Annotated in this window: 22 protein-coding genes; 9 read left to right on the top strand and 13 right to left on the bottom strand. The window is 72.7% G+C overall.

Annotated features, from left to right (window positions below; genetic code table 11):
- The first annotated feature begins 66 nt into the window (after positions 1–66).
- Entirely contained in the window at positions 67–867 is an 801-nt protein-coding gene (locus U5640_RS25920) for a hypothetical protein (RefSeq protein ID WP_340378137.1), read from the top strand.
- Here U5640_RS25920 and U5640_RS25915 read toward each other — a convergent pair.
- Both U5640_RS25915 and U5640_RS25910 read right to left on the bottom strand, forming a co-directional pair.
- The gene (locus U5640_RS25915) at positions 779–1,378 is read right to left on the bottom strand and encodes a GNAT family N-acetyltransferase (RefSeq protein WP_340378136.1); all 600 of its coding nucleotides are present in this window, start codon (positions 1,376–1,378) and stop codon (positions 779–781) included. The genes U5640_RS25920 and U5640_RS25915 overlap by 89 nt on opposite strands.
- A 95-nt stretch (positions 1,379–1,473) precedes the next feature.
- Positions 1,474–1,890 carry a hypothetical protein gene (locus tag U5640_RS25910; protein ID WP_340378135.1) on the bottom strand — a complete coding sequence of 139 codons (417 nt, stop codon included), beginning with the start codon at positions 1,888–1,890 and terminating at the stop codon, positions 1,474–1,476.
- A 174-nt stretch (positions 1,891–2,064) separates the two neighbouring features.
- On the opposite strand from U5640_RS25910, the gene U5640_RS25905 reads away from it, so the two are divergent.
- The 3 genes from U5640_RS25905 (at position 2,065) to U5640_RS25895 (ending at position 4,119) form a co-directional block, all read left to right on the top strand.
- Positions 2,065–2,910 (top strand): hypothetical protein, encoded by an 846-nt coding sequence (locus U5640_RS25905; RefSeq protein ID WP_340378134.1) that lies wholly within the window; start codon positions 2,065–2,067, stop codon positions 2,908–2,910.
- A gap of 119 nt (positions 2,911–3,029) precedes the next feature.
- Positions 3,030–3,584, top strand: coding sequence for a hypothetical protein (locus tag U5640_RS25900; protein ID WP_340378133.1), 555 nt, complete (start codon positions 3,030–3,032; stop codon positions 3,582–3,584).
- Positions 3,585–3,723: 139 nt separating this feature from the next.
- Entirely contained in the window at positions 3,724–4,119 is a 396-nt protein-coding gene (locus tag U5640_RS25895) for a nitroreductase/quinone reductase family protein (RefSeq protein ID WP_340378132.1), read from the top strand.
- Between the two features lie 86 nt (positions 4,120–4,205).
- On the opposite strand, the gene U5640_RS25890 is transcribed toward U5640_RS25895, so the two are convergent.
- From U5640_RS25890 to U5640_RS25845, 10 genes are all read right to left on the bottom strand, one after another.
- On the bottom strand, positions 4,206–4,685 hold the full coding sequence (locus U5640_RS25890) for a hypothetical protein (RefSeq protein WP_340378131.1): 480 nt from the start codon (positions 4,683–4,685) through the stop codon (positions 4,206–4,208).
- Complete coding sequence (locus tag U5640_RS25885) at positions 4,619–6,490, bottom strand: FtsX-like permease family protein (RefSeq protein ID WP_340378130.1); 1,872 nt, start codon at positions 6,488–6,490, stop codon at positions 4,619–4,621. Before U5640_RS25885 ends, U5640_RS25890 begins: the two co-directional genes overlap by 67 nt.
- Complete coding sequence (locus U5640_RS25880; protein WP_340378129.1) at positions 6,487–7,161, bottom strand: ABC transporter ATP-binding protein; 675 nt, start codon at positions 7,159–7,161, stop codon at positions 6,487–6,489. The genes U5640_RS25885 and U5640_RS25880 overlap by 4 nt, the downstream gene beginning before the upstream one ends.
- Positions 7,162–7,236: 75 nt before the next feature.
- Positions 7,237–7,584, bottom strand: coding sequence for a hypothetical protein (locus tag U5640_RS25875; RefSeq protein ID WP_340378128.1), 348 nt, complete (start codon positions 7,582–7,584; stop codon positions 7,237–7,239).
- A gap of 195 nt (positions 7,585–7,779) precedes the next feature.
- Positions 7,780–9,249, bottom strand: a complete 1,470-nt coding sequence (locus tag U5640_RS25870; protein WP_340378127.1) for an aldehyde dehydrogenase family protein — start codon at positions 9,247–9,249, stop codon at positions 7,780–7,782.
- Positions 9,246–10,976, bottom strand: coding sequence for a D-aminoacylase (locus U5640_RS25865; protein ID WP_340378126.1), 1,731 nt, complete (start codon positions 10,974–10,976; stop codon positions 9,246–9,248). The genes U5640_RS25870 and U5640_RS25865 overlap by 4 nt, the downstream gene beginning before the upstream one ends.
- A gap of 118 nt (positions 10,977–11,094) precedes the next feature.
- The gene (locus U5640_RS25860; protein WP_340378125.1) at positions 11,095–12,213 is read right to left on the bottom strand and encodes an LLM class flavin-dependent oxidoreductase; all 1,119 of its coding nucleotides are present in this window, start codon (positions 12,211–12,213) and stop codon (positions 11,095–11,097) included.
- A gap of 106 nt (positions 12,214–12,319) precedes the next feature.
- Complete coding sequence (locus U5640_RS25855) at positions 12,320–13,090, bottom strand: glucose 1-dehydrogenase (RefSeq protein ID WP_340378124.1); 771 nt, start codon at positions 13,088–13,090, stop codon at positions 12,320–12,322.
- A gap of 1 nt (position 13,091) precedes the next feature.
- Positions 13,092–13,976, bottom strand: a complete 885-nt coding sequence (locus U5640_RS25850) for an LLM class F420-dependent oxidoreductase (RefSeq protein WP_340385335.1) — start codon at positions 13,974–13,976, stop codon at positions 13,092–13,094.
- Positions 13,977–14,041: 65 nt separating this feature from the next.
- On the bottom strand, positions 14,042–15,283 hold the full coding sequence (locus U5640_RS25845; protein WP_340378123.1) for an amidohydrolase family protein: 1,242 nt from the start codon (positions 15,281–15,283) through the stop codon (positions 14,042–14,044).
- Between the two features lie 207 nt (positions 15,284–15,490).
- Between U5640_RS25845 and U5640_RS25840 the strand changes: the two genes are divergently transcribed.
- Entirely contained in the window at positions 15,491–18,478 is a 2,988-nt protein-coding gene (locus U5640_RS25840; protein ID WP_340378122.1) for a BTAD domain-containing putative transcriptional regulator, read from the top strand.
- Between the two features lie 623 nt (positions 18,479–19,101).
- On the top strand, positions 19,102–19,326 hold the full coding sequence (locus tag U5640_RS25835) for a hypothetical protein (RefSeq protein ID WP_340378121.1): 225 nt from the start codon (positions 19,102–19,104) through the stop codon (positions 19,324–19,326).
- Between the two features lie 94 nt (positions 19,327–19,420).
- Here U5640_RS25835 and U5640_RS25830 read toward each other — a convergent pair whose 3' ends face one another.
- The gene (locus tag U5640_RS25830; RefSeq protein ID WP_340378120.1) at positions 19,421–21,010 is read right to left on the bottom strand and encodes a FadD3 family acyl-CoA ligase; all 1,590 of its coding nucleotides are present in this window, start codon (positions 21,008–21,010) and stop codon (positions 19,421–19,423) included.
- Between the two features lie 105 nt (positions 21,011–21,115).
- Here U5640_RS25830 and U5640_RS25825 point away from each other — a divergent pair, with 105 nt between their 5' ends.
- Genes U5640_RS25825 through U5640_RS25815 form a run of 3 tightly spaced genes read left to right on the top strand, consistent with a single transcriptional unit; the run spans position 21,116 to position 23,453 of the window.
- The gene (locus U5640_RS25825; protein WP_340378119.1) at positions 21,116–22,261 is read left to right on the top strand and encodes a lipid-transfer protein; all 1,146 of its coding nucleotides are present in this window, start codon (positions 21,116–21,118) and stop codon (positions 22,259–22,261) included.
- Between the two features lie 5 nt (positions 22,262–22,266).
- A complete protein-coding gene (locus tag U5640_RS25820) occupies positions 22,267–22,683 on the top strand; it encodes an OB-fold domain-containing protein (protein WP_340378118.1) in 417 nt (138 codons plus the stop codon).
- On the top strand, positions 22,680–23,453 hold the full coding sequence (locus tag U5640_RS25815; RefSeq protein WP_340378117.1) for an enoyl-CoA hydratase/isomerase family protein: 774 nt from the start codon (positions 22,680–22,682) through the stop codon (positions 23,451–23,453). The genes U5640_RS25820 and U5640_RS25815 overlap by 4 nt, the downstream gene beginning before the upstream one ends.
- Positions 23,454–23,519: the final 66 nt, after the last annotated feature.

The raw sequence follows: 23,519 nt of genomic DNA, 5'->3' as shown, positions 1-23,519 counted from the left end.
GGGAGAGGCTACGGCGACGGGGGCCGGGCACGGGGAGGCCGGGCGCGGGCGGACGGGGGCGTCGGAGTGGCGGGCAGGGACACGGGCAGGGGCGGCATCACGCACAGACGGGGCGAGCGTCCCAGGAAGCACTCCGCGGCACGGACGCGGGCGTGGGGCGCGCTGCTCCTGACGCTGTCCCTGGTCCCGGCCCTGGCCTGCTACTTCGTCTTCACCCTCTGGCTCCCCGACGACCTCGACCGCTACCGGGACTACACGCGGGCCCAGCCCTGCGCCGCGGGCTCGTCACCGCGGGAGCACGAGGACTGTCTCCGCGAGGTCGTCTTCACGGTGGACGGGACGAGGATCGAGGGCGGCAGGGGCGCCGTCTACGAGGCCACGCTCTCCGGGGCGCCCTTCTGGAACGGCGTCGTGGACTTCGGCGACTCGGGCCCGCTGCTGTCCGAGCTGGAACGGGGCGACCGGGTCACCGGCACCGTCTGGCGCGGTGACGTCATGGCGGTCAGCCGCGACGGCGTCCGCCAGGCGTCCTCCGACGAGCCGCGCGACGAGCCCCAGATGCCCGCCGCACTCGGCACCTACGCGGGCCTTCTGGCGGCCATGGCCCTCACCGTCGGCGCGGCCCGCCTGACCGGGCCGCGCCCGCCGCACCCGTTCCCCTGGCGCGGCTGGGGCAAGCCGATGCTGATCGTCCTCTCGGTCGGCTGCCCCCTCCTGGGCCTCGTCGGGGTGTGGTGGGGCATCCCCTGGTGGCTGTTCCCTCCGGTCCTCGTCCCGCTCATGGGGTACACGGCGTGGGAGCTGTACCGCTATCCGCGGCGGCGCCCGAAGCCGGCGGCCGGGTCGGGTTCCGGGAGCGGGACATGACGTGGACGCGGCGGCCGTGGCCGGGGACGTGGGTGGTGCGGTCGAGGGTCATGCCGAGCTTGGTCATCACGCGGGCCGAGGCGAGGTTGTCGACGTGGCAGATGCTGACGACGCGGTCGAGTCCCGCCTCCTCGAAGGCGAACGCCAGGACCACTCGCGCCGCTTCGGTGGCGTAACCCCGGCCCCAGGAGCGGCGCCTGAGCCGCCAGCCGATCTCCACCGCAGGCAGGACCTCGGGGAGGAAGGCCGGAACGGCGAGTCCCACCCAGCCGATCAGCTCGCCGGTCTCCGACTCCTCGGCGGCGAACAGGCCGAAGCCGCGCTCGTCCCAGCCCGCGCGCATGCGCTCCAGCGCCGCGGCGCTCCGCTCACGGGTGCCGGGTGAGCCGTCGCCGATGTAGCGCATGACCTCCGGATCCGCCTCCATCTCCGCGAGCGGGTCGAGGTCGGTGTCCCGCCACTGGCGCAGCAGCAGCCGTTCGGTGGGGAGCTCGGGGTGCGGTCGTCGCACGGGTTTCTTCCCTTCGGGTCGTCCGTGGCAGTCGTGGCTTCGTGGCGGTCGTGGCGTTCGTGGCGGTCGTGGCGTTCGTGGCGTTTGTACGTGGCTCAGAAGGCGCGGTGCCACCAGTGAGGAGGTGGCTCGGAGTGGGGGACCACTTCGGGGTGTTCGAGGATTCTGAGGTCGAGCGGGGTGACCAGGGCGCGGAGTTCGCGGGCGCTCTTCCTGGGGAGGGCGTGCATCGCCAGTTCCAGCAGGTCCCGTTCGTCGGCCGGTTGGGGGCAGCATTCCGGGACGCCGCAGTTGCCGGCCGACGGTGAAGGGAGCCGGCCCTTCGGTGTCCTGGCCAGGGCGGTCCAGGAGGCGAGGGCCCGCTCGATCGCGCCGGGGTGGAGACGGGTGCGTTCGAGCAGGACGATCCGGGCCTGGGCGGGGCCGGAGAGCCGGCCGGGCCTCGAGTAATGGTGGTGGGCGGCGAACCGCCTGCTGTCCGCCCTGAGGCGGGAAGGGCGCCTACGCGGCACGGCCCTTTCGGAGATCGGTCATGCCGGAAGTCTGGCACAGGACGGACGCCCGCGGTCAGGGTGCGGAGCGCGTGCGGCGCGGACTGCGGCGCGGCGAGGGAAACACGGCGGGCCGTACGCCCGTGCCGCGTTTCGCTCGCCGGGGGCTCCCGTCCCGGCGTCTAGTCTCGGCGCGTGGATCAGCCCGAGCAGCGCGCCGAGGGCGCGGGACCGTTCACGACCCGCCTCACCTGGCGGCCTCCCGGTGGCGGCACCGCCGTCTGGGAATCGCGGCCCGCCCGGCGCCAGGGCATCCTCGCCGTCCGCGCACCCGGCGCGGCCGCGGGCCGGCACACCAGCGCCGACGCGGTCGCCGTCCGCCGGCTGCGCCTGCTCAACGCCGTCGCGGCGACCGCCTTCGTCATCGGCGGGGCGCTCTTCGCGCTCGGCGCGGGCGTGGCCCAGTTCGGCTCCGGGGACGCCACCACCTGCGCGTCGATCTACTTCGCCGGGGGTCTCTTCTTCAACACGGGTGGTTTCGTCTCTCTCCTCCAGGTCGTCAACGCTCCCCGCCACGTCCCCGGCGGCGAGGGCCGGCTGGTCACGCCCGCATGGCGCTGGTGGAGTTACGAGCCCACGCGCATCGACTGGCTGAGCGTGTTCGTCCTCTTCGTCGGCACCCTCGTCTTCGGCGTCAACCTGCTGGACTCGTTCCTGCAGGGTCTGAGCGTGCAGCAGGTCAACCGGCTGATCTGGGTGCCGGACGTGATCGGCTGCGCCCTCTTCCTGGTCTCCGGGCACCTCGGCTTCGCCGAGCTCTGCCACGGCCACCGGCCCTGTCTGCGCTGCCGCAGCCTCGGCTGGTGGATCGTCGCCGTGAACCAGTTCGGCTCCGTCCTCTTCATGGTCTCGGCGATCGCCGCGTACACCCGCCCGGCGACGGACAGCCTCGTCAACACGGACATCGCCAACTGGGGGACCCTGCTGGGCGCGGCCTGCTTCTCGGTGGGCGGAGTCCTCCAGCTCTTCGAGCGGCCCTGACACCGTGAGGGTCGGCCGACCGGGACCAGCGGCGCGCGTACCCTCCCCGTCCGGCGGAAACCGGACGCCCTCCGGTGGCGTCCTCTCCTCTGATCGGATCCGATGACGAGGGGGCGTACATGAACGCGGGTCAGCAGACGGAGTTCCATGCGTCGTGCGGGCATGTGATCTCGGCGCCGGCCGACCGGGCCGGACAGGACGTGCGCTGCCCCCACTGCCACCAGGTGGTCCGGGTTCCCCGGCCCGACGTTCCGTACGCCTCCCCCGTCCCCGTGCCGGCCAGTGCCGTCGAGCCGGCCGCGCTCACCGCCGTCTATGTGGTCGCGCTGCTCGGGGGACTCGCCGCGGCCTTCTACATCTACTTCCTCGCATTCGACGACTTCTCCGAGACCGAGCTGGTCTCGATCACCCCGCTGTGGTTCTTCCCGGTCGTCCTCGGGCTGTACGGCTTCGTCTCCCAGCGGCTGCTGCGCCGGATGGCGACGGGCGGCGCGCGGACCCTGTACGAGGCCGCCCGGATGTCGATCGACGTGGCGGGGCACTGGGCGGCCCTGGTCCTCTTCCCGTTCCTGGTGCTCAGGTGGCGCAGTTCGCTGCTCGTGTCGCTGGCGGCGGCCGTCTTCTGGGCGGTGCTGCTGTGGCTGTTCTTCGCGCTGGTCTTCCCCAGCCTCTGAGCCCGGTCGGGCCGAAGCTGAACACGAGGACCGGCGGTGGGCTGCCCCCCGCTCCCGTCCCGGCGACGGCGTGGGCGACCATGGAGGCACCTGAGGGAAGTGCAGCAGCAGAGCCTCGTGCGAAGGAGCCCACCGGCCGATGTCACGCCCCCATGACCTCCGCTTCCGCGCGACGACCGCGTTCCAGCGGCACGTCGCCAATCCTCTGATGCGCCGACTGCCGTTCCACACACTCCTGGAGACCACCGGCCGGGTCTCGGGCCGGCCCCGGCGCACCCCGCTGGGCGGCCGGCGGATCGGTGACGCCTTCTGGCTGGTGTCCGAGTTCGGGGAACGGTCGCAGTACGTCCGCAACATCCAGGCCGATCCGCGGGTACGGGTGCGGATAGCCGGCCGCTGGCACACCGGCACGGCCCACCTGCTCCCCGACGACGACCCGGTGGCGAGACTGCGCACCCTGCCCAGGGCCAACAGCACGGCCGTACGGGCCCTGGGGACACGGTTGCTGACCGTGCGGGTGGATCTGGACGGGTGACATGACGGGTGGGACCGGGGCACCGGATGGCCGGGTGGTGGTCGATGCCACCCGGCCCCCGGCCACCCGGTCCCCGGCCCCGCGTCTCAGTCGCGCCGGATCAGTTCGGGGTCGATGCGGCGGCCCACCAGCGGGAGCGAGCCCACCGCGGCCGCCGCCACGACGCCCAGCGCGGCGAGCATCAGCAGCGGTACTCCCTCCACGTCCCAGCGGACCGCGCCGCCTCCGGTGATCAGATAGCTGGACTCGGCGAGCTTGCCCGTCACGAGAGCCAGCACGAGTCCGAGACCGAGCGGCAGCACGACCTGGGCGCACTGCACCGCCCGCATGGTCCTGGCCCGCGCGCCGATCAGGGTGACGGCGGTGACCTGGGAGCGGCGTTCGACGGCCCGGTCGGTGACGGACACCAGGAACGCGGCCACCCCGATGACCAGGCCCATGATCATGCCCAGGGCCAGCAGGGTCTCGACCACGGAGATCTGCTCCAGCCCCTGGATGTTCAGTCCGACCAGCTCGATCTCGGCGATCGGGGCGACGGCGGCGATGCCGTCGAGGACGGCCCGCACCTGTCCGGGGTCGGAGCTGCCGGCGAGGAGAAGGATCGCACTGCTCGGGCGTGCATCCGCGGGCAGGGCGGAGGGGGGACGAGTAGGTCGGCGCCGATGACAGCGGACGCCTCATACCCCTTGTAAAGGACCTGCCCGGTGGGCACGGTGATGTTCCGCTTCTCCTCCCGCCCTGAGTCGGCGCGGAAGCTGAAGGGATACGACATGCCTGGTTTCACATCGGGGCTCAAGCCAGCGTTGACGAGCCTCAGCACCTTGCCGTCCACACAGCCCTTGGTACGCACGGTCATCCGCTCCAGCTCGGCGCAGGTGGCCACCAAGGCCGTGGCAGACGAGGCGATAGTCCTCGGCCGCGGGTCGTTGAGGTCGGCCCACGAGTCCATCAGAACGGTGTGCGCGCTGACCCCGGGCACCTTGGCAAGGTCCCGCTGCTGCTGCCCGCTGAGCTTCGACAGGGGCAGGGAGTATTCCTGCACCGGGCCGTACGGGCGGGTGACCTGTTCCAGTTGGATGAGGACGCCTTGGGCGAGCGAGGCGGCGTAGACGAGCAGCACGAGGCCGGTGACCACCCGCATCGTGCTGCCGGGCTCGGCCTCGTTGCGGCGCATCGCCAGGTTGAGGGTCAGGGACTGCGTGGTCCGCGCGAGCCGGCTCGCCAGCGCGTACGACAGCAGCGGCAGGGTGAGGACGAGTCCCACGCCGGTCAGGACGACGCCGGCGACCACCAGCACCGCGTTCAGGCCGAGGCTGGAGGCGGGACGCCCCATCAGAGCGGTGGCGCAGAACCCGCACACGATGCCGAGCCCGCTGAGCAGCAGCAGGCCGACCCACTTGGTCGGGGGCCGTGGCACGGCCGTGCGCCGGACCGCGAGCGGGTTGGCGGTGGCGTCCCGCGCGCTCTTGCGGCCGACGAACCAGGCGAGGGCCGGGCAGCCGATCAGGCAGATCGCGACGGTGGTCGCGGACAGGGCGCCGTCGTCCGGGTACCACCGCAGTCCGGGCAGCCCGGCCCGGGACATCACCTGGTTGAGCACCCAGTACTCGCCCAGTCCCAGCACCGCGCCGAGCAGCGCGGCGACGACGGTCTCGGCGGCGTTCACCCGCTGGGTGCCCCGGCTGCTCAGCCCGAGCAGCCGCAGCGCAGCGAGCCGACGCATGCGGCTGGCGGCGGAGAGCCTGGCGCAGACGGACAGGAAGATGCCCAGGGGCAGCAGGACCAGCGTGGCCAGGGCGAACCGGACGTCGGTGAGGGTGGAGGAGTCAATGACGGGGAAAGGAGCATAGCTGTACCCGAACCCCTTCAGAGTGCGGCCCTCACCAGCGATCTTCGCCCGTTCGGTACCGATGTACGCGAACAGCTCGTCGGGGTGGGCGAGCCCTGCGGGGCCGATCACGCCCGCCTCGCGACCGGGCAGCAGGCCCTTGACGGCGGGAGCCTCCCGCAGCAGGTCATGAACACGCGGGGAGACGAACACCTCACCCGGGGAAGGAAGTTGACTTAGCCCTGGAGGGACCGAGCGGGTGCCCGCAGTGCCCTTGGCGACGAACACGCGGGTAAAGGATCGAGGGCCGTAGGAATCGTCGCGCTCCAGGACGAGCGTGCCGTCCGTGGGGTTCTTGGTGGAGATGACCGGCTGCCGTGCCGCGGAGCGCGCGTCGTGGGCGTCGAGGATCGCCGGGACGGTGAGGACGAGGGCGAGGCAGCACACGCCGATGGAGCCGCCGGCCGCCATCAGGAAGAAGCGGATGCGGTTGCCGCGGCCCGAGCCGAACAACAGGCGCAGGCCGAGCAGGAATTCGGTCACCGCGCACCTCGTGGGCCGAGGACGCCGTCGGACATCGTGTAGTGGGTGTCGGCCTGTGCCGCGATGGCGGGGTCGTGGGTCACCAGGATGACGGCGGTGCCCTGCGACCGGGCGAGGTCGAGGAACTCCTTGAGGACGGCGTCGGCGTTGGCGCTGTCGAGCGACCCGGTCGGTTCGTCCGCGAAGACGACGGCGGGCCGGTGGACGAGGGAACGGGCGACGGCGACGCGCTGGCTCTGCCCGCCGGACACCTGGGCGGGCCGGCGTTCGCGCAGGTCGCCGAGGCCGAGACGCTCGAGTACCTCGCCGGCCGCCGCGAGGGCGGGGCGTTTGCGCTGCCCGGCCAGCCTCAGCGGCAGGGCGGTGTTCTCCTCGACGGTGAGCTCGGGCAGCAACTCGCCGTACTGGAAGACGAATCCGAAGCGTTCCCGGCGCAGCGTGCTGATCTCGTCGTCGGTGAGATCACCGAGCGTGCGGCCCTCGAACCGGACGTGGCCACGCGTGACGGGCAGCACCCCGGCCAGGCAGTAGAGCAGCGAGGACTTACCGGAACCGCTCTGCCCGGTGATCGCCACGACCTCCCCGGCCGAGACGGACAGATGTGCGTCACGAACGGCGGGCTGACTGCCGTAGGAGAGGTCGACTCCCGTGGCAGTGAGTATTTCAGACATTCCTGTGCTTCCCCCAAGAAGCGATGCGGGTCCAGGTGTGCACCCCTGGACCCGCAATGTTGCCGAAGCGGTTGCCTACCGGTGGTAGTGCTTGGTCGGCGAGCAGTTGTCCGGGTTCAGCGAACCCTTGTCACGGCAGACTCGTATGTACGCATCGTCGGTGTGGAGCGCGGCACCGTCCCAGTTCAACTGATCGAAGTGGACGGTCTTCTTCTGCTTGCCGTTGTACCGGCTCCAGTCGTAACCCTCGACCCGCACCTGCATGTAGACGTTGTGCCCGTCGTCCGGGTCGGTGTCCCGCAGGTCGCCGTCCCACTCGAAGGCGCCATGGTTCTGTCCAGACGGCCAGAACGCGTACTGACCATCCTCGAAGGCGGCACCCCCAGTGGACAGCGTCGGAATGTTGTGCCACGAGACCGCCATGGCGGTCCCGGCACTGAGCGCGAAAATGCCACTGGCGAGTACGCCAACTGCCAACTTACGCAAGGTTTTCCTCCCGTTTTCTCTCCGGCTGGTCATGGCCAGAGATCGACGGGAGATTAACAGTTCCCAACCTCGAGGGCGCGCGCAATTTTGATCAGGTCACGCCAAGGGCGCCTTTCAGCCAATCGGGGCGTCTCACCCCGGCCACACGATCGCCTGCATCTCGCTGTACGCGTGCAGTGCGTACGAGCCGACGTCGCGGCCCACTCCGCTCTTCTTGAAGCCGCCGAAGGGGGCCTCCATGTTGCGGGCGACCGTGTTGACGCCGACGCCGCCCGCCCGTAGGCGGCGGGCCACGCGGAAGGCGCGGGCGACGTCGCCGGACCAGACGTAGTCGATGAGGCCGTAGTCGCTGTCGTTGGCCAGGGCCACGCCCTCGTCCTCCTCGTCGAAGGGGATGACGACGACCACCGGTCCGAAGATCTCCTCCCGGGCCACCCGCATGTCGTTGGTGCAGTCCGCGAGCAGGGTCGGGGGGACGTAGAAACCGCGGGAGGGGAGTGCCCGGCCCGCGCCCTCCCCGGCCAGGACCGTCGCGCCCTCCTTGCGGCCGAGTTCGACGTACGACGTGACGCGGTCGCGGTGGGCGGCGGAGATCACCGGGCCGACCACCGTGTCCGGCAGCCGGGGGTCCCCCACCTTCAGCCGGGCCGCGTACCCGGCCAACCGTTCCACGAGCTCCCCGTACACCCCCCGTTGCGCCAGCACCCGGGTCGGGGCCGTGCAGATCTGCCCGCTGTAGAAGGAGAAGGTGGTGCCGATGCCGGCGACGGCCGAGCCCAGGTCCGCGTCGTCGAAGACGAGCGCCGCGCCCTTCCCGCCCAACTCCATGAGCTGGCGTTTCATCGCCCGCCCGCACACCTCGCCGATCCGCTGCCCGACCGCCGTCGAACCGGTGAAGCTCACCATGTCCACGTCCGGCGACTCCACGACCGCCTCGCCGACGGCGACCGCCTCCCCGGAGACCACGTTCACCACCCCGCGCGGCACCCCGGCCGCCTCCAGCGCCTCCGCCATCCGGTACACCGACAGCGGGTCCTGCGGAGCGGGCTTCACCACCACCGTGTTGCCCATGGCCAGCGCGGGGGCGATCTTCCCGGCCGGGTTGGCCCAGGGGTTGTTGTACGAGGTGACACAGGCGACGACGCCGACCGGCTGCCGTACCGCGAGCGCGCCCATCACGCCCGCGCGCCCCATCGGCCCGGCGTCGTTGACCTGCGGCGCGATCGCCCACTCGGCGGGCTCCACGCGCGCGTACCGCCGAAAGCGGGCGGCGGCCACCCCCACCTGCATCCCGCGCGCGGTGCCGGTCGTGGCACCGGTCTCGGCCCGGGCGAGCAACGCGTACGGCTCCAGCCGGCTCCGGATGATGTCGGCGGCCCGGCCCAGGACCGCCGCCCGTTCCTCCGGTGCCGTGCGGGACCACGGACCGAAGGCCTCCCGGGCCGCCGCGCAGGCCGCGAGGGCCTGCTCCCGGGAGGCCTCCGGCGCCCCGCCGACCCTCTCCTCGGTCGCCGGGTCGGTCACCTCGTAGTGCCCGCCGTCCGGCTCCACCCACGCCCCGCCGACGAACAGCCGCTGCCCGTCGCCCCCGCCGGAACTCACCGGGTGCTCACCGTCTCGGTGTCCCGGCCCGACCGCAGGACCCGCCCCGGCACCGCCCCGGTCACCACGTCGTCGCGGATGGCCTCGACGCCGTTGACCCAGACCGCCCGTATCCCCAGCGCCCGGGAGTCCAGCCGCGGACTGTCACCCGGCAGGTCGTGCACCAGGGTGGCCTTGCCCGCGTCGATCCGCTCCGGGTCGAACAGGACGAGGTCCGCATGCCAGCCCTCCCGCACCCGCCCGCGCTCACGCAGCCCGAACAGCCGCGCCGGGTCGTCGGTGAGCATCTTCACGGCCTGTTCCAGAGTCGCCAGCCGGCGTCCGCGCAGACAGTCCCCGAGGAAGCGGGTGGTGTACGGCGCCCCGCACATCCGGTCCAGGTGCGCGCCCGCGTCGGAGCCGCCGAGCAGGACGTCCTCGTGCTGCCAGGCCTCGGCGCGCAGCGACCAGGACGCGGGGTCGTTGTCGGTGGGCATCGGCCACAGGACCGTACGCAGCTCGTCGGCCACGCAGATCTCCACCAGGCAGGAGAACGGGTCCAGCCCCCGCTCCCGCGCGATGTCCGCCACCACGCGCCCGGTGAGCCCCTCGTTGGCCGCGCTGTAGGTGTCGCCGATGACGTACCGCCCGAAATTGGTCAGCCGCCGGAAGACGCCCGCCTCCTTGGACTCGGCGCGCCGCACCAGCTCGGCCCGTACGCCCGGGTCCCCCAGCCGCTCGATCCGCTCCGGCACCGGCAGCCCGAGCACCTCGCCCCACCCGGGGATCAGGTTCAGCGCGCAGAACGTGCCCAGGGACATGTTCATCGGCGTGAGGATCGGCATGGTGAGCGCCACCACCCGGCCGCCGGCCTTGCGCGCCCGCTCGCTCGCCGTCAGCTGCCGGGGCACCCGCTCCGGCACGGCCGAGTCGATCGTCAGCACGTTCCAGTTCAGGGGCCGTCCGGCCGCCGCGCTCATCTCCACGAGCAGATCGATCTCGGCGTCGCTGAACTGGTCCAGGCACCCCGCGACGATCGCCTCGATCTGGGTCCCCTCGTGCTCGCCGACGGCCCGGGAGAGGGCCAGCAGTTCCTCGGGCCCCGCGTGCCGCGAGGCGACCGGCTGCCCGTCGCCGTCCGAATGCGTCGACGACTGCGTGGTCGAGAACCCCCAGGCACCGGCGTCCATGGCCTCGTGCAGCAGCCCCACGATCGCCTCCAGCTGCGCCTCGCTGGGCTGCCCGCCGACGGCGTCCGCCCCCATCACGTACCGCCGCAGTGCGCAGTGCCCCACCATGAACCCGGCGTTGACGGCGATCCGCCCCTCCAGCGCGTCCAGGTACTCCCCGAACGAACTCCAGGTCCACGGCGCCCCCTCCTCCAGCGCCACCAGCGCCATCCCCTCCACCTTGGACATCATCCGACGGGTGTAGTCGGCGTCCGAGGGCCGGGAGGGGTTGAGCGGCGCGAGGGTGAACCCGCAGTTCCCGGCGGCGACCGTGGTCACCCCGTGGTTGAGGGAGGGGGTGGCGTACGGGTCCCAGAAGAGCTGGGCGTCGTAGTGGGTGTGCGGGTCGACGAAACCGGGGGTGAGGACGAGCCCGGCCGCGTCCTCGGCCGTCCGGGACTCCTCGGTGATCGTGCCGACGGCGGCGATCCGACCGTCGCGGATGCCGACGTCGGCGACGAACCCCGGCGCCCCGGTCCCGTCGACGACGGTCGCACCTCTGATGACGTGATCGAGCATGGGTTCACCTCTTGGTCTGCGCTCAGTGGAGACACCTGGGGGCGCGGGGCCGTGTCGACGTGCGGCTCCGCCGCGTGAGCGCGGCCGGCCCCGACGCACCCGCACCCCGCGACGGCGGTCAAGCAGCAGCCCGGAACCGGGAAGTCCGGTGCACGGGGTCCGTGTCGATCTTCGGAATCACGTGCTCCCCGATCAGCCGGATCGTCTGCAGCGTCTCCTCCTTCGGCACCCCCACCGGCAACCCGAACGACAGCTGGTCGGCCCCGGCCTGCTCCCACCGCTTGCACTGCCGCAGCACCTCGTCCGGGTCCCCGCAGATCAGCAGCTCCTCCTCGACGAGCAGCTCCACGAACTCCGGCGTGTACGGGGGCAGCGTCTCCGGCCACACGGGGAACCCCTCGGGCCGCGGGAAGGTGTCGTGGTACCGGAACACCAGTGACGGGAGATAGTGCAGGCCGCCGTTGACGGCGATCCGAATGGCCTCGTCGTGCGTGGGCGCGCAGATCGCCGTCGTCGTCACCATCACGTTGTCGTTGACGAAGTCCCCGACGGGTTCGGCGTTGACGATCGCGGTCTTGTACTTCTCCAGCACCCACTCCATGTCGGAGACCTTCTGGATGCTGAAGCCCAGGACGCCGAGCCCCTTCCTCGCGGCCATCTCGTACGACGGCGGCGACCCGGCCGCGTACCACATCGCCGGATGCGACTTGCCGTACGGCTTGGGCAGCACCTTCCTCGGCGGGAGCTGCCAGTGCTTGCCCTGGAAGCCGGCGTACTCGTCCTGGAGCCACATCTTGGGGAACTCCGCGATGGTCTCCTCCCAGATCTCCTTGGTGTAGTTCATGTCGGTGATGCCGGGCAGGAAGCCGAGGATCTCGTGCGACCCGGCGCCCCGCCCGCTGCCGAACTCGAAGCGGTTCTCGGTGAGGTGGTCGAGCATGGCGACCTTCTCGGCGACCTTGACGGGGTGGTTCACCTGGGCGAGGGGGTTGAAGATGCCCGATCCGAGGTGGATCCGTTCCGTCGCGTGGGCGAGGTAGGCGAGGAACACCTCGTTGGCGGAGAGGTGGGAGTACTCCTCCAGGAAGTGGTGCTCGGACGCCCAGGCGTACTTGAAGCCGGACCGGTCCGCCTGGATGACGTACTCGGTCTCCTCCATCAGCGCCTTGTGCTCGGCGAGGGGGTCGGTCTCGGCGCGCTTACCCACGTATCCCTGTACAAAGAGCCCGAATTCCACGGAGGTTCACCGTCCCTGGATCAGTTTTCTGACACATCGTCAGTTTTGGATGACTCTGACACCGCCCGCATGCAGGGTCAATAGCTGACGGCTAGTCAGATAGCAGTCAGATCACGCTGACCCCGGCCAGCCATCCCCCGTCGATCACGAACGGCTGCCCGGTGATGTACGAGGAGTCCTCCGCGGTGAGGAACAGCGCCAGCCGGGCCACCTCCTCGGCCCGCCCGATCCGGCCCAGCGGCACGAGCTTGCGGTAGAGCTGGTCCAGGGCCCGGGTGGTCTCCTCGGGGTCCGCGTCGGGGTCCAGCCGGGCCGGGTTGGACATCGCGGTGTCGATGGCACCGGGACACATCGCGTTGACCCGGATCCGGCGGGGCGCGAGCTCCAGGGCGGCGACCCGGGTGAGGCCGAGCACGGCGTGCTTGGTCGCCGCGTAGGCGCCGACCGCCGCCATGCCGGTGAGCCCGGTGTAGGACGCGGTGTTGACGATGGTGCCGCCGTCGGCGAGCTGGGGCGCGACCGTGCGCACGCCCAGGAAGCAACCGACCTGGTTGACCTGCACGACCTGCATGAACTCGTCGAGGGGGGTGTCGACGAGGGCGTTGAAGCGCAGGATCCCGGCATTGTTGACCAGCCCGTCGAGATGCCCGTACGTCTCCTTCGCGGCCCGTACGGCGGCGGTCCACTCCTCCTCGCGGCCGACGTCGAGGTGGACGTAGAGCGCGTCGATCTCCTCGGCGAGGGCCCGGCCCGGGTCGTCGAGGACGTCGGCGACGACGACCCGGGCGCCCTCCTCCCGGAACAGCCGCGCCTCCTGTTCGCCCTGCCCGCGTGCGGCGCCGGTGACCAGGACGACTCTTCCGTCGAGCTTGCCCATCTCAGTCTCCTCGCAGACAGGGGGCCACCTCGGCCCCGAACGCGGTGATCTGGTCGGTGAGTTCGCCGCGGTCGCGGCAGCGGAAGCGGACCTGGATCTGGTCCACGCCCATCGCGGCGTAGGCGCCGAGGGACTCGGCGAGGGCCTCGGGGGGCCCGGTGAGGGTGCGGCGGCCGGTGTCCCAGGCGGGGGCGCCGACGTACAGGGGCTCGGTGATGGCGCCGACGGTGAAGGGGGCGTCGCCCTCCGGGTGCTCGCCCCGCAACCGCCGTATCCGCTCGATCTGGGCGGGCAGCCGGTCCCTGGGGTCGCCCTGGGGCAGCCAGCCGTCGCCCTTGAGCGCGGCCCGGCGGACCGCCGCCGGGGAGGAGCCGCCGACCCACAGCGGCACCCGCGCCTGGACCGGCCGGGGCCGCTGGCCGAGCCCCTCGAAGTCGTACCGCTTGCCGTGGTGGACCGGGAACTCCTCCGGCCCCAGCGCGGCCCGCAGCGCGTCGATCGTCTCGTCCAGCACGGCGCCCCGCCGCGCGAAGTCGGCCCCGAGCGCCTCGAACTCCTCCCGTACGTGTCCGGCGCCGACCCCGAGGATCAGCCGGCCGCCCGAGAGCGCGTCCAGGGTGGCGTACTGCTTGGCCGTGACGAGGGGGTGGCGCAGGCCGACCACCGCGACATGGCTGAGCAGCCGGATCCGCCCGGTGACGGCGGCCAGGTGGGCGAGGGTGGCCACGGGGTCGTACCAGACCGTGCTCATCGCGTCCGCGAGGCGGCGCGGGATCGCCACGTGGTCGCAGACGGCGAGGTAGGCGAAGCCGGCCCGGTCGGCGGCGCGGGCGATCTCGACGAGGTCGGCGGGGCCCGCGCCGGCCTCCCAGGGCTCGGCGAACATCGCGGACTGGGACTGGACCGGGAGCTGGATGCCGTACGCGAGGCGTTCCGGGGGCCCCTGGAGGCTCACCGGGGGCTCCACAGGCCGTCCGGGGTCAGCCCCAGCAGGTCGATGGCGTTGCCGCGCACGATCCGCTCGACGGCCTCCGGCTCCAGATGGCCCATCTGGGCCTCGCCGACCTCGCGGGACTTCGGCCAGGTGGAGTCGGAGTGGGGGTAGTCGGTCTCGTACAGGACGTTGCCGAGGCCGACGGAGTCCAGGTTGCGCAGGCCGAAGGCGTCGTCGAAGAAGCAGCCGTAGACGTGGTCGGCGAAGAGCTCGGACGGCGGCCGGTGGACCTTGTCGGCGACCCCGCCCCACCCGCGGTTCTCCTCCCAGACCACGTCGGCGCGCTCCAGGATGTACGGGATCCAGCCGATCTGGCCCTCCGCGTACATCACCTTCAGGTTCGGGAAGCGTTCGAACTTGCCGCTCATCAGCCAGTCGACCATCGAGAAGCAGCAGTTGGCGAAGGTGATGGTGGAGCCGACGGCGGGCGGCGCGTCCGCGGAGGTGGAGGGCATCCGGCTGGACGAGCCGATGTGCATGGCGACGACCGTGCCGGTCTCGTCGCAGGCGGCGAGGAAGGGGTCCCAGTAGTCGGTGTGGACCGAGGGCAGGCCCAGGTGCGGGGGTATCTCGGAGAAGGCGACGGCGCGGACGCCGCGGGCGGCGTTGCGGCGGACCTCGGCGGCGGCCAGCTCGGCGTCCCACAGGGGGATGAGGGTGAGCGGGATCAGCCGGCCCCGGGCCTTGGGGCCGCACCACTCCTCCACCATCCAGTCGTTGTAGGCGCGCACACAGAGCAGGCCCAGCTCGTGGTCGGCGGCCTCGGTGAAGGTCTGGCCGCAGAACCGCGGGAAGGTGGGGAAACAAACCGCGGACTGCACGTGGTTGACGTCCATGTCGGCGAGCCGGGAGGGGACGTCGTAGGAGCCGGGGCGCATCTGCTCGTACGTGATGACCTCCAGCCTGATCTCGTCCCGGCTGAAGCCGACGGCGGTGTCGAGGCGGGTCAGGGGGCGCCTGAGGTCCTCGTAGACCCACCAGTCGCCGAGCGGGCCGTCGTCACCGGGTCCGCCCATGACGGGCTTGAAGTGGCCGCCGAGGAAGGTCATCTCCTTCAGCGGGGCGCGCACGACGCGCGGGCCGGTGTCGAGGTGCTTCTTCGGGAGCCGGTCCTGCCAGACGGTGGGGGGTTCGACGGTGTGGTCGTCGACGGAGATGATCAGCGGGAGAGGGGTCGTGGTGCCGGATGTGGTCTCCATGGGGGCACGGTAGCGCCGATCTGACGACCCGTCAGCTGTATCAGACGCGGTCGGAGTTGATCGACTCAGTGGACAGGTGTGCGTCCCGGACGTGAGGGCTGGGCGGACTCGGGTGCGCCGCCCGGAATCGGCGTCCTGCGCGGCTGACGACTTCGGCGCCGACAAGGCAAGATGAACCGGTCATTCGGATGTCTAAGGGGAGCCCTGATGGACCACCGCGTAGGACCCGGCGGCCCGCGCGTGCCGGAGCAGAGGCGTCCCGGCTCCCCCGGGGAACCGGCGGCGCTCCGCTTCGACGTGCTCGGCCCGGTGCGCGCACGGCGCGGCGAGGAGCAGCTGAACACCGGGTCCCCGCAGCAGCGGGCGCTGCTGGCCGCCCTGCTGCTGCGCGAGGGCCGTACCGCGACCGCGGGGGAGCTGATCGACGCGCTGTGGGGCGAGGAGCCTCCGTCGCAGGCGCTGGCGGCCGTACGGACGTACGCCTCACGGCTGCGGAAGGTGCTGGACCCCGGGGTCCTGGTGAGCGAGTCCGGCGGGTACGCCGTGCGCGGTCTCGGCGAGGGCGCCCTCGATCTCGCGGTCGCGCAGGAGCAGGCGGCCCGGGCGGAGAGGGCGCGCGCCTCGGGCGACCTGGACCGGGCCCGTGAGCACCTCAACGCGGTGCTGGGCCTGTGGGACGGCGAGGCGCTCGCCGGGGTCCCCGGCCCCTACGCGGAGACCCAGCGGGTCCGGCTGGAGGAGTGGCGGCTGGGGCTGCTGGAGACCCGGCTGGACCTGGACCTGGAGCTGGGCTGCCACGCGGAGGCGGTCTCCGAGCTGACCGCGCTGACGGCCGCGCATCCGCTGCGCGAGCGGCTGCGGGAGCTGCTGATGCTGGCGCTGTACCGCAGCGGGCGGCAGGCGGAGGCGCTGGCGGTGTACGCGGACACCCGGCGGCTGCTCGCGGAGGAGCTGGGGGTGGACCCGCGCGCGGGGCTGCGGGAGCTCCAGCGCCGCATCCTCCAGGCGGACCCGGAGCTGGCGGAGCCCTCGGCCTCGCCGGCCGAGCCGGGGGTCGTGCGGGTGCGGCCCGCGCAACTCCCGGCGACCGTGCCCGACTTCACGGGCCGGGCGTCCTTCGTGACGGAGCTGAGCGAGCTGCTGGCCGAGTCGGGGGCGGGTGAGGGCACCGGACGGGTCATGGCGGTGTCGGCGCTGGCGGGCATCGGGGGCGTCGGCAAGACGACCCTCGCCGTGCACGTGGCCCACCGCGCCCGCACCGCCTTCCCCGACGGGCAGCTCTACGTCGACCTGCAGGGCGCCGGCGCACGGGCGGCGGAGCCGGAGACCGTCCTGGGCTCCTTCCTGCGCGCCCTCGGCACGGCGGACTCCGCGATCCCGGACTCCCTGGAGGACCGCGCGGCGCTGTACCGGTCGATGCTGGACGGCCGCCGGGTCCTGGTGCTGCTCGACAACGCGAAGGACGCGGCCCAGGTACGGCCGCTTCTGCCGGGCACGGAGGGCTGCGCGGCCCTGGTCACCTCCCGGGTGCGGATGGTCGACCTGGCGGGTGCGCACCTCGTCGACCTGGACGTGATGTCCCCGGACGAGGCGCTCGCCCTGTTCACGAGGATCGTCGGCGAGGAGCGGATGGCCTCCGAGCGGGACGCCGCGCTGGACGTGGTGGCGGCCTGCGGCTTCCTGCCGCTGGCGATCCGCATAGCCGCCTCCCGCCTCGCGGCCCGCCGCACCTGGACGGTCGCGGTCCTCGCGGCCAAGCTCGCGGACGAGCGGCGGCGGCTGGACGAACTCCAGGCGGGCGACCTGGCGGTGAAGGCGACGTTCGAGCTGGGCTACGGCCAGCTCGAACCTGGGCAGGCACGGGCGTTCCGGCTGCTGGGCCTGGCGGACGGTCCCGACATCTCCCTGGCGGCGGCCGCCGCGGTCCTCGACCTGCCCGCGGAGGACACGGAGGACCTGCTGGAGGGCCTGGTCGACACGTCGCTGCTGGAGTCGGCGGCGCCGGGACGCTACCGGTTCCACGATCTCGTGCGGCTCTACGCGCGTGCGTGCGCGGAGCGCGACGAGTTGCCCGCCGACGGGAGGGAGGCCGCGCTGTCGCGGCTGCTCGACTTCTATCTGGCGTCCGCGGCGGCGGTGTACGCGCTGGAACGGCCCGGCGAGCGGGTCCTCGCCCACTTCGCGACCACCCGGTACCAGGGGCTGTCCTTCGCCACCCAGCAGGCCGCGCTCGACTGGCTGTTCACCGAGGCCGCCAATCTGCTCTCCTGCGCCCGTCAGTCGGCGGCCCCGGGGATGCTGCGCCGGGCCGCCGATCTGTTGATGGCGGCCGTGGATCTGGGGGAAGCCGGCGCCTATTCCTACCAGTTCACCCAGGCGGCGACGGCGGTCAGCGAGTCCGCCCGGTCGGCCGGGGACAACCTCGCCGAGTCCCGGGCCCGGACCATGCTGACGCACGTCCACAGCCTGTCCGGGCGGTTCGCGGAGTCCGAGGCCGAGGCCCGGCGGGCGCTGGAGCTGGGGCTGGCGGCGAAGGACCCCGTGGCATCGGGCCAGGCGCCGAACCAGCGCGGCATCATCGCCCTCTACGAGAACCGGCACGCCGACGCCGAACGGTATCTGACCCAGGCGCTCGAAGCGTTCCGGGCGGACCACAACAAGCCCGGGGAGGCCGCCGCGCTCTGCAATCTGTCGCGGGTCCACCTCGCGACGGGGCGGACCGCGAGCGCCGTCGAGCTGGCCCGGCAGGGCATCGCCCTGTACGAGGCGGCCGACACCGGTCTCGCGCTGCGGCTCGCCAACGGCAAGTACGCGCTCGGGCTGGCCCTGACGGGGGCCGGTCAGGTCGACCAGGCGCACACCGTCCTCACGGAGGCGCTGGAGACGTTCCGGGAGAACCGGCAGCAGTTCTGGCACGGCATGACCCTGTTCCGGCTGGCCGAGGTCCACCTGGCCGACCGTCAGCCTGCCCAGGCCGCCGCCCAGGCCGAGCACGCGCTCGCCGTGCTGCACGGCATCGGCGGCGAGTGGCGCCGGGCCAACATCCTCACCGTCCTCGGCCGCGGGCTCGCCGCCATCGGCCAGACGGGCCGCGCCCGGGCCTGCTGGTCCGACGCCCTCACGGTCTTCGTGGAGTTGGGCTCCCCCGAGGAGACGGAGGTCCGGGCCCTTCTGGAGCGCACGGCGGTGGCGTAGGGCGGTCCGGCGGGCGGCCGGCCGGTCGGTCCGGAAACCGGTGCGGGCGGTCCGCCGACCCGGCCTCCGGCGCCCGGTCCGGTGGTCAGGCGGGCAGTTGGTCCGGCGGACGGGGGTCCGGTGATCCGGCGGGCGGGCGGTCCCGGCTCCCTGACGGGCGGGCCGGTGGCCCGGCGGGCAGGCCGGGTCCGGCGGGCGGGCGGTCCCGGCTCCCTGACGGGCGGGCCGGTGGCCCGGCGGACGCGCAGACCCGGTGGCCCGGCGGGCGGGGGCCGGTGGTCAGGCGGGCGGTTGGTCCGACGACTCGGCAGGCATGCAGGCGGTTCGGCGGGCAGGCCCTTGGTCCGGCAGCCGGCGGGCGCGCGGTCCGGGGGGCGGGAGCGGACGGGTGGGCCGTGTTTCGAGGTGGGGACGGGGAGCGGGGGCGGCCCCCGCGTTCATCGATTGTTTATCGCACCAGGGCACTGTCGTCCCTACCGATCCGCCGTGTCGGGGGGCAGACGGGTCGGGCTGTGGCCGCACCACTAAGGTGAACGGCCTTGCGAAGCTCGTTCGGCGGCTCTCGGGGGAGGGCGCCGGACGGGCCGATCCATCCGGTTCACCGACTGATTCAGGAGTCCGCCATGGCCGACACCAGCCAGGACATCAAGCCGACGGACGCTCACGCCTCCGGCGAGAAGCTCACCACGCTGGACGCCCACGCCTCCAGCGAACCGCTCAAGACCACCGAGGCGGCGGCCGACGAGGTCACCACGCTGGACGCGCACGCGTCGAGCGAGCCCCTCAAGACCGCCGCGGACGGGGAGATCAGGACGCTCGACGCCCACGCGTCGACCCAGCGTCCGTGACGTAACGGCCCACTCTCGGGGGAAGCACGGCCGCGGTGGCGCGGAGGGGGTGCCACCGCGGCCGACGCGTGTCCCGGGGCAGGGCCTTTCGGGCTCACACCCGGCCCCGCAGCTCCCCCTTCACGACCTTCCCGCTCGCGTTCCGCGGCAGTTCCCCCACGAACTCCACCGTCCTCGGCACCTTGTAGTTGGCCATCTCGCGGCGGGCCCAGGCGATGAGGTCGTCGGCGGTGAGGTGGGCTCCGGGGCGGCGGACGACGTAGGCCCGGCCGACCTCGCCGAGGCGGGGGTCCGGGACGCCGACGACGGCCACGTCCGTCACGTCCGGGTGCAGGCCGAGGAGTTGCTCTATCTCCGCCGGGTAGGCGTTGAAGCCGCCCACGATGAACATGTCCTTCAGCCGGTCGGTGATGCGCAGGTTGCCCGCCGCGTCCAGGACGCCGATGTCGCCCGTGCGCAGCCAGCCGTCGGGCGTCAGCACCTCCCGCGTGGCCGCCTCGTCCTCGTAGTAGCCGCGCATCACGTTGAAGCCCCGGACCAGGATCTCCCCGGGCCGGCCGGGGGGCGCCTCCACCCGGACCTCGGTGCCGGGGATCGCGCGGCCCGAGGTCGAGGCGATCACCGTGGGGTCGTCGCCGCGGCGGCACATCGTCACGATGCCGCTCGCCTCCGAGAGGCCGTACGCCGTGAGGACCGTCCCGACGCCCAGCTCGCCCCGCAGCCGTTCGACGAGCTGGAGGGGTACGACCGCCGCCCCGGTCACCACCAGCCGCAGCGCGGACAGGTCGTGGGCGTCCCTCGACGCGTGGTCCAGCAGGGACTGGTGGAGCGTGGGCGGGCCGGGCAGGACCGAGACCCGCTCCGCGGCCAGGTTCGCGAGGACCGTGTCCACGTTGAAGACCGGCTGCGGGATCATCGTCGCGCCCCGCATCAGACAGGCGATGACGCCCGCCTTGTAGCCGAAGGTGTGGAAGAAGGGGTTGACGATGAGGTAGCGGTCGCCGTGGCGCAGACCGGCCAGATCGCTCCACACCTCGTACGCCCGCAGGGTCTGCGCGTGCGTGATCACCGCGCCCTTGGGGCGGCCCGTCGTGCCCGAGGTGAAGACGAGGTCCGAGGGCTCCTCCCCGCGCACCGCGTCCGCCCGGGCCCGCACCTCCCCCGCGCCCACGCCCTCCCCGCTCGCCAGGAAGTCCTTCCAGGTGCGGAAGTCCACGGGCGCGTCGTCCGACAGGACCACCACCTGTTCCAGCGCGGGCAGGCCCGGCAGCGGACCCCGGCCGCCCGCCGGCCCCTCGCCGGCCGCCCGGCGCAGCGAGGCCACGTACGAGGTGCCCAGGAAGGTCCCCGTCACGAACAGCAGCCGGGCCCCGCTGCGGCGCAGCACGTCCGCCGCCTCCATGCCCTTGAAGCGGGTGTTGAGCGGCACCAGCACCGCGCCCGCCGTGACCGCGCCCAGCGCCGCGACCATCCAGTCCAGGGAGTTGGGGGCCCAGATGGCGACCCGGTCGCCCGCCCGCACCCCGTTCGCCAGACAGGCCGCGGCCGCGCGCTCCACGCGGGCGCCGAGTTCGCCGTACGTGATCCGGGTCCGGCCCTCGACCACCGCCTCGGTGTCCGCGTACCGCTCGGCCGAGCGGCGCACCAGTTCGGGGATCGTCCCCCACTCCACGTCACCGCGCATGACCGGCCCTCCCCAGTAGCTGACTACCCGTCAGATTAGCGGTAACCTGACGACCTGTCAGCCGCGCTGACACCCAGTTACCCGCCTTGCGGAGGTGCGTGCAGCGTGACCCTCAAGGACGCCACCGCGATCGTCGGCATCGGCCAGACGCGGTTCGCCAAGCACCTCCCCGAGAGCGAGAGGACCCTCGCCTGCCGTGCCGTCCTCGCCGCGCTCGACGACGCCGGGATCGCCCCGGCCGAGGTCGACGCGCTCGCCTCCTACACGATGGAGGAGACCGACGAGGTCGAGCTGGCCAAGGCGGTCGGCTTCGGGGACCTGACCTTCTTCAGCAAGGTCGGCTTCGGGGGCGGGGGTTCGTGCGCGACCGTCGCGCACCTGGCCGCCGCCATCGCCGCCGGCCAGGCCACGGTCGGCGTCGCCTGGCGCTCCCGCAAGCGCGGCAGCGGACCCCGCCCCTGGACCAACACCACCGTCCAGCTGCCCACCCCGGCCCAGTGGACCCGCCCCTACGGCCTGCTGCGCCCGGCCGACGAGATAGCCATGCTGGCCCGCCGCTACATGCACGAGTACGGCGCGACCAGGGACCACCTCTTCAACGTGGCCCTCGCCTGCCGCAACCGGGCCAACCAGAACCCCGCCGCGATCATGTACGACCGCCCCCTCACCCGCGAGATGTACATGACCGCCCGCTGGATCAGCGAGCCCCTGTGCCTGTACGACAACTGCCTGGAGACGGACGGGGCGCTGGCCTGCGTGATCGTGGGCCGGGAGCGGGCCCGGGACTGCCGGCAGCGGCCCGTGTACGTCCACTCCGCCGCCCAGGGCCTGCCCGCCCAGCACCACGGCATGGTCAACTACTGGAACGACGACCCGCTCACCGGTCCCGCGTGGACGGCGGCCCGCCACCTCTGGAAGCACTCCGACGTCACCCCCGCCGACGTCGACGTGGCCCAGATCTACGACGCGTTCACCGCGCTAGTCCCGCTCTCCCTGGAGGGCTACGGCTTCTGCGGCCGGGGCGAGGGCGGCGCGTTCACCGAGGGCGGCGCCCTGGAGATCGGCGGCCGGCTGCCGCTGAACACCGGCGGGGGCGGGCTCAGCGAGGCGTACGTGCACGGCTTCAACCTCATCAACGAGGGCGTACGCCAACTGCGCGGCACCAGCACGGCCCAGGTCCCCGACGCCGCGACCTGCCTGGTCACGGCGGGCGAGGGCGTCCCCACCTCCGCCCTCCTGCTGAGGAGCTGACGACCATGCTCACCCCGGTCACCGACCCCGACGGCGCCCCCTTCTGGCAGTACGCCGCACAGGGCGAACTCCGCGTCCAGACCTGCGCCGACTGCGCCGAACCCCGCTTCCCGCCCCGCCCCTGCTGTCCGCACTGCCAGTCCTTCGCGAGCGAGTGGCGGCCGACGTCCGGGCGGGGCCGTATCTGGTCGTACGTCGTCCCGCACCCGCCGCTGCTCCCCGAGTACGCGGCGCAGGCCCCGTACAACGTGATCCTCGTCGAACTCGCCGACGCGCCCCGGATCCGCCTGGTCGGCAACCTGGTCCGCGCGGCCGGAGCCCCTCTCGACTCCCTCTCCCCCGACCGGGTCCGCATCGGCGCCCGGGTGCAGGCGGTCTTCACCGCCGAGGGGCTCGTGCAGTGGGTCCTGGAGCGGCCGTGAGCGTGCGCGTGGAGGTGACCGAGAAGACCGGGGTCGCCGTCGTCACCCTCGACCGCCCGCACCGGCTGAACGCCATCGACCTGGACACGGCCCGGCGGCTCGCGCAGGTGTGGCGGGACCTGCGCTTCGACGACTCCGTCCGCGCCGTGGTCCTCACGGGGGCGGGGGTCCGGGCCTTCAGCACCGGCCTCGACCGGGACGTCGTCGTCCCGCAGCCCGCCTCCCCCTACATGCAGGACGACCCCCTGCTCACCATCGGCCCCAAGGCGAACGACCTCTGGAAGCCGGTGATCGCGGCGGTGGAGGGAATGGCGTGCGGGGGAGCCTTCTACCTCCTGGGCGAGTGCGAGTTCATCGTGGCCGGGGCGGACGCCGTCTTCTTCGACCCGCACACGACATACGGCATGGTCAGCGCGTACGAGTCGGTGTTGATGGCGGGGCGGATGCCGTACGGCGAGGCCGCCCGCATGATGCTGATGGGCACCGCCGAACGGCTCTCCGCCCGCCGGGCCCACGCCATCGGCCTGGTCTCCGAACTCACCGACCCCGGCGAGGCGCTGGGGGCCGCCACCGCCTGCGCCGCGGTCATCGCCGCCTACCCGACCACCGGCGTCCAGGGCACGGTACGGGCTCTGTGGTCGGCGACGGAGGCCTCCCGCGCGCCGGGCTGGTCACAGGCCCCGCACCTGATCGCCCTGGGCAACCTGCCGGACGAGCAGCAGGCGGAACTGTTCGGGGGGCGGTCGACCTCATCTCCCCGGCTCCGTTGACCATCTCCTGCTCGTCCAGAACCTCCCGACGCCCACATCCGCCACATGCCAACCGATCACGGTCCG

This window comes from Streptomyces sp. SS7, from assembly GCF_037993025.1.
Taxonomy (GTDB): domain Bacteria; phylum Actinomycetota; class Actinomycetes; order Streptomycetales; family Streptomycetaceae; genus Streptomyces.
The sequence above is the reverse complement of the archived record's forward strand: the minus strand, read 5'-3'. Positions and strand labels throughout refer to the sequence as shown.

Excerpts from the sequence above, each read along its gene's own strand:
- U5640_RS25900 (WP_340378133.1), top strand. The coding sequence starts at position 3,030 with ATGAACGCGGGTCAGCAGACGGAGTTCCATGCGTCGTGCGGGCATGTG.
- U5640_RS25840 (WP_340378122.1), top strand. The coding sequence starts at position 15,491 with ATGGACCACCGCGTAGGACCCGGCGGCCCGCGCGTGCCGGAGCAGAGG.
- U5640_RS25880 (WP_340378129.1), bottom strand. The coding sequence starts at position 7,161 with ATGTCTGAAATACTCACTGCCACGGGAGTCGACCTCTCCTACGGCAGT.
- U5640_RS25835 (WP_340378121.1), top strand. The coding sequence starts at position 19,102 with ATGGCCGACACCAGCCAGGACATCAAGCCGACGGACGCTCACGCCTCC.
- U5640_RS25850 (WP_340385335.1), bottom strand. The coding sequence starts at position 13,976 with ATGTTCGCCGAGCCCTGGGAGGCCGGCGCGGGCCCCGCCGACCTCGTC.
- U5640_RS25845 (WP_340378123.1), bottom strand. The coding sequence starts at position 15,283 with ATGGAGACCACATCCGGCACCACGACCCCTCTCCCGCTGATCATCTCC.
- U5640_RS25895 (WP_340378132.1), top strand. The coding sequence starts at position 3,724 with ATGTCACGCCCCCATGACCTCCGCTTCCGCGCGACGACCGCGTTCCAG.
- U5640_RS25830 (WP_340378120.1), bottom strand. The coding sequence starts at position 21,010 with ATGCGCGGTGACGTGGAGTGGGGGACGATCCCCGAACTGGTGCGCCGC.
- U5640_RS25855 (WP_340378124.1), bottom strand. The coding sequence starts at position 13,090 with ATGGGCAAGCTCGACGGAAGAGTCGTCCTGGTCACCGGCGCCGCACGC.
- U5640_RS25865 (WP_340378126.1), bottom strand. The coding sequence starts at position 10,976 with ATGCTCGATCACGTCATCAGAGGTGCGACCGTCGTCGACGGGACCGGG.
- U5640_RS25875 (WP_340378128.1), bottom strand. The coding sequence starts at position 7,584 with ATGGCGGTCTCGTGGCACAACATTCCGACGCTGTCCACTGGGGGTGCC.
- U5640_RS25820 (WP_340378118.1), top strand. The coding sequence starts at position 22,267 with ATGCTCACCCCGGTCACCGACCCCGACGGCGCCCCCTTCTGGCAGTAC.